The organism is Paucilactobacillus suebicus DSM 5007 = KCTC 3549 (assembly GCF_001434475.1).
Lineage (GTDB): Bacteria > Bacillota > Bacilli > Lactobacillales > Lactobacillaceae > Paucilactobacillus > Paucilactobacillus suebicus.
In genome coordinates this window covers 24241-33812 of sequence record NZ_AZGF01000026.1, presented here as the reverse complement: position 1 = coordinate 33812, position 9572 = coordinate 24241, and the positions used below count along the sequence as shown (strand labels likewise).

Sequence of the window (9572 nt, the reverse complement as noted above, 5' to 3'; positions counted from 1 at the left end):
CGCTCCCTGCAAGGGTAGGACGTTGCCATGCGAAATTGAATACTTTGGCACCTTAAGTTTTGGGGGCCTTGGATACTGGAGAGTTGTCCGAGCTGGCCGAAGGAGCATCATTGGAAATGATGTAAACGGGTTAAAGCCTGTTTCAAGGGTTCGAATCCCTTACTCTCCGTTGTATGACCCGTTGGTCAAGTGGTTAAGACACCGCCCTTTCACGGCGGTAACATGGGTTCAAATCCCGTACGGGTCACTTCCATGGAGGATTAGCTCAGTTGGGAGAGCGTCTGCCTTACAAGCAGAGGGTCACAGGTTCGAGCCCTGTATCCTCCATTAATGATAAGTTGCATTTTCATATTGAGAAGCGTATCATTATTATTGTTATTTTAATAGTTACCTCAATGGCTCGGTAGCTCAGTTGGTAGAGCAACGGATTGAAGCTCCGTGTGTCGGCGGTTCGATTCCGTCCCGCGCCATTTATGGAGGGGTAGCGAAGTCTGGCTAAACGCGGCGGACTGTAAATCCGCTCCTTCGGGTTCGGTGGTTCGAATCCACTCCCCTCCATTTTTTATAGGGATATAGTTTAATGGTAGAACTACGGTCTCCAAAACCGTCAGTGTGGGTTCAACTCCTACTATCCCTGCTTAACTGAATATCTTGGCGGTAGTGGTGAAGTGGTTAACACACCGGTTTGTGGATCCGGCACGCGTGGGTTCGATTCCCACCTACCGCCCTTTGATTGGGTTTTAGCTGAGAGTGATGATGTTGTGACTTTAACTCCATCATGTTTGCAAGTAAGGCTCGGTCGTAGTTGCAACATGGTGGTATAGCCAAGTGGTAAGGCAGAGGTCTGCAAAACCTTCATCACCGGTTCAAATCCGGTTACCACCTTTTGCAAGACAAGTTTTAGATTTGGTTTGATGCCGCTGTGGCGGAATTGGCAGACGCGCTGGACTCAAAATCCAGTTCCCGTTAAGGGAGTGTGGGTTCGACCCCCACCGGCGGCATAAATCTTGGACTTGCAATTTGGTTAGAAAGCCTCGTAAACGTTGAGTTTACGGGGCTTTTGTTTGTTTTCGAAACTTGCAAAAAAGCTAAAAAAAGATCAGAAATATGAAATACTTGGCACACATTTTGGCACACATTTACCCTCTGTGAAGAAAAGTGTGCCAAGCACTTATCTATCGTTGATGTGAAGCACGTTTGGACGATCCGTTTTCTTTGTGAAAACGCCAGATAAGACTTGAATAGCCCTCTGGGCAGCGTAAGTCTTGAACTTGCAATTTGGTTAAGGAACCTGTGAATGCATTTTTTACGTTTATTTACATAAATTTTATTACATATAGTGGATTTTATCCTTTGCCGAATTACATTTGAAAAAATGGAGTACAAATTGAACGCTGTTTATTCGCCTAAAGGTAGATTACAGAGTAATTGTATTTAACATTGATCAAAATTAGACAGCCATATAATGATATCAACATAGTTTGTTTGCTGGTATACTCAGTGTAGCTAAAAAAATAAGAAGGGTATGGATATGTTATTTTCACATTTATATCATTCACCACTTGGGGACATGACCCTAGTGAGCGATGATCAAAATATACTAGGACTATGGTTTAATGATCAAAAGTATTTTGCGGCTAATTATGATATGAAAACAATAAAAGATGAATTGAATGAACCAAATAAACGAGCATCAGAATGGTTAACAGCTTACTTTGATGGTGAACGTCCAAGTCCTCAAAGTTTGCCATTGGACCCGCAAGTCACTGAATTTAGAAAACGGGTATTGAATGTTCTTCAGCAGATTCCTTATGGTCAAACAATGTCATACAAAGAAATATCTGATGCTCTGCAGCACAACGTTGCTAAGAAGACTAATTCATCACGAGCGGTTGGTGGAGCAGTTGGTCACAACCCAATTTCGATTATTATACCTTGTCATCGAGTTATTGGTAGCGACGGATCGCTAACTGGATATGCCGGTGGTGTTAATAGAAAGATTGCTCTACTTAAACTAGAAGGTGTTACAAATCTAGCATGAAACAAAGTTGTAGTAACTTTACTTGGTACAAATATGAATGTCATAAAAATAATGGAGAAAAACATGCCAATAAAAAATTTTATTTTTGATTTCGATGGGACTTTGGCTGACTCTGGAGAAACGGGAGTTCTTGCCACACAATCTGCTTTTAAACAATTAGGCTATTCAGAACCTAGTAAATCTCTAATTGAATACTACATGGGTGTACCAATTGAAGAGTCGTTCAAGAAAATGAATCCAGATTACACATATACTGAAAGAGAATTTCAAACGCTTCTTAGCACATTTAGAAAGCTATACCAAAGCATTGAACAAGAAAATATGACAACATTTCCAAATATTCCATTAGTACTTTCTAAATTGCATCAGCATCAGAAAAAAATATTTGTTGTATCAAGTAAGCATTCCACGCCACTTCAACGTAATTTACAACAATTGAATATCGATCAGTACTTTGATGGTGTTTCTGGGTTCGATCAAGTAGAGCATTATAAACCTGCACCCGATGGCATATTATTGATTGAAAGACAATTTAATTTGATAAGTGATGAAACAATAATGATTGGTGATGCGATTTTTGACGTTCAAATGGGACAAGCCGCGCATGTCAAAACCGCCGCAGTAACCTGGGGAGCACATGATCTGAAAATGTTGGTTGGTTCAAAGCCAGACTATATCTTTGAACAAGTAAATGACATTCTATCATTGCAATAATTACGAAATATAAAAGACTTTTGATTAATTCTAAAGCTTGGCAATATGCTTTGCATCGTTCGGAAATACGTGCTATATTCGTCCGTATAAATTCATCTTGGTCTTTGGATTTATGGCTAATCACTTTCTGCAGGGTGATTGGCTTTTTTTATTTGCGTAACTAAAAGAGCCAGTGGAAGGTGGTTTTCTGCTAGTTCTTTATTTTTATTCTAATTTCATTAATTGTGTAATACAGTCATCTTATAGACGTGACTATATGTAATAGAATGATTTAAGTAAATAAAACTTAAACGTCAAAATAAATATTTCAAACTACTAATGGTAGTTAAGTTTAATTTTGAAACCGATATCATGCTGTTGTGATGGCAATTCAAGTGTAACGTTTATGCATTATTTAACAATAAAAACCATATAATTAGAATTAATATGCATTTTTTTGCGTTTTTTGCTTGATTTTATTCTATAATTCCTTTATGATGTCTTTAACGTAAAAAAGCAATTTTATTCATTGATTATAAATCATTATTCGAGCATAATTGCATTACTAATGGGATTAGAGATTATGGTAGTAAATAGGGATGTGGATAAATATTCAAGGATGATGTTTATTTACATAAAATTGTAGGAGGACAATTGTATGAAGAAGTGGATGAAAAAAAGTTGGTTAGTTGCAATGGGGTTGGTGATGGTCTTATCTATCGGATTAGCAGGCTGTGGTAAGAGCAGTGACAACAGTGTTAAAAAGATTCAGGATAAGGGTACTTTAACGGTTGGAACTTCTGCAGATTACGCACCATTTGAATTTCCAATTGTTAAGAATGGCAAGAAGCAAATCACAGGTTTTGATATTTTAATTGCCCAAAAGATTGCTAAGAATCTTGGCGTTAAATTGAAAGTTCAAAACACAGAATTTTCTTCATTAATTTCCGATTTGAAGGGTAATAAAGTGGACTTGGTCATGGCCGGAATGGTTTCAACTACACCACGTAAGAAGCAAGTTGCCTTTTCAAAGAGTTATTACACTGTGAAAAACGTCTTACTTGTTCGTAAAGATGAAGCAAATAAGTTCAATACAATTGCTGATACTAAGGGTGCACAAATTGGTGCACAGCAAACAACCACACAAGAATCAATTGCTAAGGATCAAACCAAAGCAAACGTTGTTTCAGAAGGATTAGTTACCAGTTTAACGACTGAGCTTTTAAAGGGTAAGCTTGATGGGGTTGTCGTTGAAAATGAAATCGCTGATAACTATTTGAAGAACTACCCTGACAAGTATGCTGTTGCTAAGGTTAGCTTGACCACACCTAAGTCACAACGTTATATCAATGTTGCTGTTCGTAAAGGCGATAAGAAGTTGTTGAACAGGGTTAATAAGGTTATTACTAAGTTACAAAAGAGCGGCGAGATGAACAAGTTATTACAGAAGTCTCAAGAAATTCAGTCTAAGTATGGAGATTCAACAAAGTAAGAGAGGTAGTTAAATGTTTAGTTGGCTAGGTCAGTATTATCCGTTATTTTTAGACGGAACTGCATTAACGGTAATTATATCAATCATCGGTGTTGCACTAGGTATCCTGTTAGGACTGTTGCTTGTTCTAATGCGCTTGTCACGTATTCGGATTTTTCAATGGATCTCTAGAATTTATGTTTCGATTGTCCGGGGCACTCCGTCAATGATTCAAGTTATGTTGATTTACTATACGCTATCGAATGTTTTACCAATTCCTTCAATCCAGTTCTTGGGATCAGGATTAGATCGTGTCATTCCAGGTGCGATTGCATTAGGAATTAACTCAGGTGCGTATACTTCAGAAATTTTCCGTTCAGGAATTATTTCGATTTCAAACGGTCAAACAGAAGCTGGATTATCGTTAGGACTAAGTAGCCGTCAAACAATGTTCTCGATTGTCTTGCCACAGGCTGTGAGAAATATTCTTCCTGCCCTGGGTAATGAATTTATTACCTTGATTAAGGAATCATCAGTATTGTTCTATATTGGTGTTCAAGAAGTTACCGCACAAGCACTTGGTGTTGGTGGAACACTATACAACTTCGTGCCACCACTGATTGTTGCAGCGGTCATCTACTTCATTTTGACTCAAGTAATGTCACAGTTTATGCAACTGTTTGAAAGAAGAATGGGTAGTAAGTACGCTAGATAACAGATAGTTTATAAAAGACGTAGAAGTCGATTGCTGAAATTTGCAGTTGGTTTCTACGTTTTTTGCTATCAATATTTATCGCGTGTGCACCAACCATGCGATTGATTATGATATGATGTTTGCGAACAGGGGTGAGCATATGACGGTTATTACTGACTATATTAAGACGGCTCCAGCTGATCATCAGCCAATGCTGAATCAAATGTACCAATTATTAAAGGAACAGTTGCCGGACGCCGAAGAAAGAATTCCCTACGGAATGCCGACGTTTTATCAATATGAATTGTTGGTTCATTTTATCGATAATAAACATCACATTGGATTATACCCAGCCGGATATGTGATAAAAGAGTTTGCACTTGATCTTGAGGGTTATCAGACAACTAAAGGAAGTATTCATTTTGAGTACGACCACCCGCTACCTGAAAAATTAATTAAAAAGATTGTTACTCAAAGATTGAATGACGCTGTTGAACGACACACAAATCCTCAGCCCAGCAAGACTCGGACTAAAAGACAAATATATGAAATGCCCAAATGGGTGAAACAAGGACTGTCTGTGTCCAATCTGACAGATGCGTATCAACAACGCCCTGCATATCAGCGTAATGATTACATGATGTGGATCACACAGGCCAAAAGAGAAGAAACTCGTCAAAAACGGTACGGTCAAATGATTGATGAGTTAAAACATGGGGATGTTTATATGAAAATGGCATGGCATCCTCGTAGTTAAAAGAATGGAGAATTATTCGTTATGATTGGGATTGTTATTCTGGTCCTTGCAATTATCGCATTTACTAGAAATGCATTTAAATACGAACCAATAGCTAGATTTGAAGCAATTACTATTCCTACTTATAGTTTAATTATGGCGGCAATTTCACTTTTCAACAATGATGAGAAAGTGACGTTTGTTTCAATCATAACAACGGTTGGTGTAGGAATTGTTGCAGCTTTGATTCAAGCCAGTGGAGCGCAATTAAAACCGACAGAGGAGTATGATAAACGGCACAGAAAAATTGTTAAGCTTAAGCGCAACTTACAATACTTGATTGGTTGGGCAATTATATTAGCATTTGGCATTGGCTTTGCAATGATGGATGGTGAACATGTTGATGTGACAGATGAGGTTCGTTCTGAGCTGCTAAAGGATCTTTTTACTGTTCGTAATTTTAGCTCATCCTCAAGCTGGTATGTATACCTGCAGTCAGCCGTGGCCAGCTTTGTTTATACTATCATGCTGATTAGAAAAGAGCCTCGTGTTAAAGCAGCAATTGCGAGACGGAAGAGAGAAAAGAGGGCACGTCGATAATTTTAATACATGCAAAATAATTCAAATTTTTTTGTGAATATTTTCGATTATCAGGTAATAAATAATCCTTTTCAATAGTTGGGTTTTGAGGTAGAATGAATACATTGGTATTTTCGAAGTGACAGTTTTAAATGGATTCAGCACTTTAATCGAATGATTAATTGAATTGAAAACTAAACAAAAATCAGGCATCAGAATCATGATGTATAAAACACAACATGTTGTATTAAGCTAAAAAGCGGCCTACAACATGTTGTGTTTTTGTGCTTTGTGGTCTAACATAATTAGTAATGATACATATAAAACGTTGTTAACAAACGGCGTTACATCAACATTGTTCGGAGGAATTGATAATGAAATTACAAATGGCAATTGAATCACAACTGGCAGTTTTAAAATTATTAAAAGTTGTAAAAAATGATGGAACAGTAACGAAGTTTTATCCTTACAAAATTAATTTGGTACTGAAGAAACTCGGTGCTGATCAAGAAACAAGTGACGCAGTATTTCAATACCTTTACGATCAATTTGGAGAACGTGGGGAAGTTGAAACGGATGAAATTGCTGCGGCAATTAAAGAATGTCTGGTTGAAATCAATCATGAAGATCTAGCTAAAATTTTTCAAAATCATGCAGATGCTGATAACGATAGTTTTAAGCAAGCAACGGATCCATCATACCGCTTGAATAAGTTATTTGATCGGTCTGATAGTGTTGTTCATGAAAACGCAAATAAGGATAGTAAAGTTTTCAATACGCAACGTGATTTGGAGGCTGGTTCAGTTAGTCGGGCACTGGGGTTGCAAATGATGCCCAAGGTGGTCGCCAAGGCTCATTTACGTGGCGATATTCATTGGCACGATCTGGACTATTCTCCAGTGACTCCTGAAACTAACTGTTGTTTGATTGACTTTGATGAAATGTTGAAGAACGGTTTTAAAATTGGCAACGCTTGGGTCGATTCACCAAGGTCAATTCAAACTGCAACCGCACAAATGGCTCAAATTATCGCCAATGTTGCATCGCTACAGTATGGTGGTTGCTCAGCAAATCGAATTGATCAACTTTTAGCACCATACGCAAAGTTAAACTATGACAAGCATATGGTAGATGCTGAGGAATGGATTGATCCTGACAAACGTGAAGCATTTGCACAAAAAAAGACTAAAAAAGATATTTACGATGCTATGCAAGCATTGGAATATGAGATTAATACCTTGTACTCTTCTCAAGGCCAGACTCCCTTTACAACGGTTAACTTTGGCCTTGGTACGAGTTGGATTGAACGTGAAATTCAGCGTGCAATTTTGCAAATCAGAATCAAAGGCTTGGGTAAGGAACATCGAACTGCAATTTTCCCTAAATTAATTTTCACAGTTAAGAGAGGGCTAAATTTGGATCCCAACGATCCTAATTACGATATTAAGCAGCTAGCAATAGAGTGTTCAACTAAACGGATGTATCCCGATCTATTAATGTATGACAAAATCAAAGAAATCACTGGTAGTTTTAAGACGCCAATGGGGTGTCGTTCATTTTTGCAGGGTTGGAAGGATGAAAATGGAGTTGAAGTAAACTCTGGTCGGATGAATTTGGGCGTTGTGACTGTTAACTTACCAAGAATTGCCTTAGAAGCTCAGGGCGATAAGGATTTATTCTGGGAAATTATGGAAGAGAAGATGGATCTATGCAAGATTGCGTTAGACTATCGAATTAATCGGACTAAGGAAGCAAAGCCCGAGAATGCACCATTACTTTATATGTATGGCGCGTTCGGTAAACGGTTAAACAAGGACGATAGTGTTGATGAAGTCTTCAAAAACAGTCGAGCAACTGTTTCTCTGGGATACATTGGACTGTACGAGGTATGCACCACTTTCTTTGGTTCACAGTGGGAAGATAATGCTGAAGCACATGATTTTGCGGAGTCGATTGTGAAGTACATGTCGGATGATTGCAAACAGTGGGAAAAAGAAGAAGGGTATCATTTCAGCCTGTATTCAACCCCAGCGGAATCACTGACTGATACGTTTTGTCGAGCTGATATTAAGAAGTTTGGTCGGATTAAAGATGTAACGGACAAAGAATACTACACTAACAGTTTTCATTACGATGTTCGTAAGCACCCAACACCATTCCAAAAATTAAGTTTTGAAGAGGTTTTCCCAAAGTATGCGGCCGGTGGATTCATTCACTATTGTGAATATCCAAATTTGGGTCAAAATCCAAAGGCACTAGAAGCAGTTTGGGATTGGGCTTACGACCATGTTGGTTATTTAGGTACTAATACAGCCATTGATCAGTGCTTTAAGTGTGGATTCCATGGTGATTTTAAGGCAACTGCTAAAGGATTTGAATGTCCACAATGTGGCAATCATGATCCTCAATACTGTGACGTTGTTAAGCGGACATGTGGCTATCTAGGCAATCCTCAACAAAGACCAATGGTTCATGGTCGTCACAAAGAAATTGCATCAAGAGTAAAGCATATGTCAGGAGAGATGATTAAGAATGCCGCAGAACACGAAAAAGCCAAACAATCCGACGCCCAAAGAGTGGTTGGCTAAAGACCATAGTTTAGGCTATATAGCGAGTTATAAACCATTTAACTTTGTTGATGGGGAAGGTGTTCGATGCAGTATTTATGTCAGCGGTTGTTTATTTAATTGCCCTGGTTGTTATAACAAAGTTGCTCAAAACTTTCACTATGGTCACCCATATACGCAAGAACTTGAAGATCAGATTATCAAAGATATGAGTGAGTCTTACGTCCAAGGGTTAACACTACTTGGTGGAGAACCTTTCTTAAATACCCAGGTATGTATTAAGTTATGTAAACGAGTACGTGAAGAATTCGGTCATGACAAAGATATTTGGTCATGGACTGGCTACAATTGGGATGAATTACTGCAGGAATCGGATGACAAGTTAGAACTGCTATCATTGCTTGATATTTTAGTGGACGGTAGGTTCCTGATTGATAAAAAAGACCTAACTCTCCAATTTAGAGGAAGTTCAAATCAAAGAATCATTAACGTGCCGGAATCACTAAAAAATGGTGATGTCGTGATTTGGGATAAGTTGGTGCATTAGAATCAGAGTGTCAAACTGCACGTTTAGACGCTGGTAAAATAAGCACGCCTGCACATTAATCTGCGAACTATGCAGATTGGTGTGCAGGCGTGCTTATTTTATGAGCGTCTGTGCAGTTTGACACGTTTCAGCCAAATAATGGAAAGCAGCAGAATAACCCAGATTGGTGTGCAGGCGTGCTTATTTTATGAGCGTCTGTGCAGTTTGACACGTTTCGGCCAAATAGTGAAAAACAGCAGAATAA

At 38.4% G+C, this 9572-nt stretch carries 8 protein-coding genes and 9 tRNA genes; all 17 read left to right on the top strand.

Annotated elements, in window-relative coordinates:
• The first annotated feature begins 77 nt into the window (after nucleotides 1-77).
• Nucleotides 78-169, top strand: a tRNA-Ser gene (locus FD16_RS09595).
• 6 nt (nucleotides 170-175) lie between these two features.
• Nucleotides 176-247: transfer RNA gene (locus tag FD16_RS09590), tRNA-Glu, on the top strand.
• A 7-nt stretch (nucleotides 248-254) separates the two neighbouring features.
• A tRNA-Val gene (locus FD16_RS09585) sits at nucleotides 255-327 on the top strand.
• Between the two features lie 70 nt (nucleotides 328-397).
• Nucleotides 398-470: transfer RNA gene (locus FD16_RS09580), tRNA-Phe, on the top strand.
• A gap of 5 nt (nucleotides 471-475) precedes the next feature.
• Nucleotides 476-558, top strand: a tRNA-Tyr gene (locus FD16_RS09575).
• Between the two features lie 8 nt (nucleotides 559-566).
• A tRNA-Trp gene (locus FD16_RS09570) sits at nucleotides 567-637 on the top strand.
• Nucleotides 638-654: 17 nt separating this feature from the next.
• A tRNA-His gene (locus FD16_RS09565) sits at nucleotides 655-727 on the top strand.
• Nucleotides 728-814: 87 nt separating this feature from the next.
• Nucleotides 815-885, top strand: a tRNA-Cys gene (locus FD16_RS09560).
• A gap of 31 nt (nucleotides 886-916) precedes the next feature.
• Nucleotides 917-1001 (top strand) — tRNA-Leu (locus tag FD16_RS09555).
• A gap of 530 nt (nucleotides 1002-1531) precedes the next feature.
• Nucleotides 1532-2041, top strand: a complete 510-nt coding sequence (locus tag FD16_RS09550) for a methylated-DNA--[protein]-cysteine S-methyltransferase (RefSeq protein ID WP_010623045.1) — start codon at nucleotides 1532-1534, stop codon at nucleotides 2039-2041.
• A 63-nt stretch (nucleotides 2042-2104) separates the two neighbouring features.
• The gene (locus FD16_RS09545) at nucleotides 2105-2755 is read left to right on the top strand and encodes an HAD family hydrolase (RefSeq protein WP_010623046.1); all 651 of its coding nucleotides are present in this window, start codon (nucleotides 2105-2107) and stop codon (nucleotides 2753-2755) included.
• Nucleotides 2756-3392: 637 nt separating this feature from the next.
• On the top strand, nucleotides 3393-4226 hold the full coding sequence (locus FD16_RS09540) for a transporter substrate-binding domain-containing protein (RefSeq protein WP_010623047.1): 834 nt from the start codon (nucleotides 3393-3395) through the stop codon (nucleotides 4224-4226).
• Between the two features lie 13 nt (nucleotides 4227-4239).
• The gene (locus FD16_RS09535) at nucleotides 4240-4920 is read left to right on the top strand and encodes an amino acid ABC transporter permease (protein WP_010623048.1); all 681 of its coding nucleotides are present in this window, start codon (nucleotides 4240-4242) and stop codon (nucleotides 4918-4920) included.
• A 139-nt stretch (nucleotides 4921-5059) separates the two neighbouring features.
• Nucleotides 5060-5656 (top strand): DUF1801 domain-containing protein, encoded by a 597-nt coding sequence (locus FD16_RS13100; protein WP_010623049.1) that lies wholly within the window; start codon nucleotides 5060-5062, stop codon nucleotides 5654-5656.
• A gap of 21 nt (nucleotides 5657-5677) precedes the next feature.
• Nucleotides 5678-6235: a hypothetical protein gene (locus tag FD16_RS09525; RefSeq protein ID WP_010623050.1), complete on the top strand. Its 558-nt coding sequence runs from the start codon at nucleotides 5678-5680 to the stop codon at nucleotides 6233-6235.
• 353 nt (nucleotides 6236-6588) lie between these two features.
• Nucleotides 6589-8802, top strand: coding sequence for an anaerobic ribonucleoside-triphosphate reductase (gene nrdD, locus FD16_RS09520; protein ID WP_010623051.1), 2214 nt, complete (start codon nucleotides 6589-6591; stop codon nucleotides 8800-8802).
• Entirely contained in the window at nucleotides 8747-9328 is a 582-nt protein-coding gene (gene nrdG, locus FD16_RS09515; protein WP_010623052.1) for an anaerobic ribonucleoside-triphosphate reductase activating protein, read from the top strand. The genes nrdD and nrdG overlap by 56 nt, the downstream gene beginning before the upstream one ends.
• Nucleotides 9329-9572 lie beyond the last annotated feature (244 nt).

Bases quoted from the DNA above. Each gene is read 5' to 3' on its own strand.
- FD16_RS09525 (WP_010623050.1), top strand. From the start codon at position 5,678: ATGATTGGGATTGTTATTCTGGTCCTTGCAATTATCGCATTTACTAGA.
- FD16_RS13100 (WP_010623049.1), top strand. From the start codon at position 5,060: ATGACGGTTATTACTGACTATATTAAGACGGCTCCAGCTGATCATCAG.
- FD16_RS09535 (WP_010623048.1), top strand. From the start codon at position 4,240: ATGTTTAGTTGGCTAGGTCAGTATTATCCGTTATTTTTAGACGGAACT.
- nrdG (WP_010623052.1), top strand. From the start codon at position 8,747: ATGCCGCAGAACACGAAAAAGCCAAACAATCCGACGCCCAAAGAGTGG.
- FD16_RS09550 (WP_010623045.1), top strand. From the start codon at position 1,532: ATGTTATTTTCACATTTATATCATTCACCACTTGGGGACATGACCCTA.
- nrdD (WP_010623051.1), top strand. From the start codon at position 6,589: ATGAAATTACAAATGGCAATTGAATCACAACTGGCAGTTTTAAAATTA.
- FD16_RS09545 (WP_010623046.1), top strand. From the start codon at position 2,105: ATGCCAATAAAAAATTTTATTTTTGATTTCGATGGGACTTTGGCTGAC.
- FD16_RS09540 (WP_010623047.1), top strand. From the start codon at position 3,393: ATGAAGAAGTGGATGAAAAAAAGTTGGTTAGTTGCAATGGGGTTGGTG.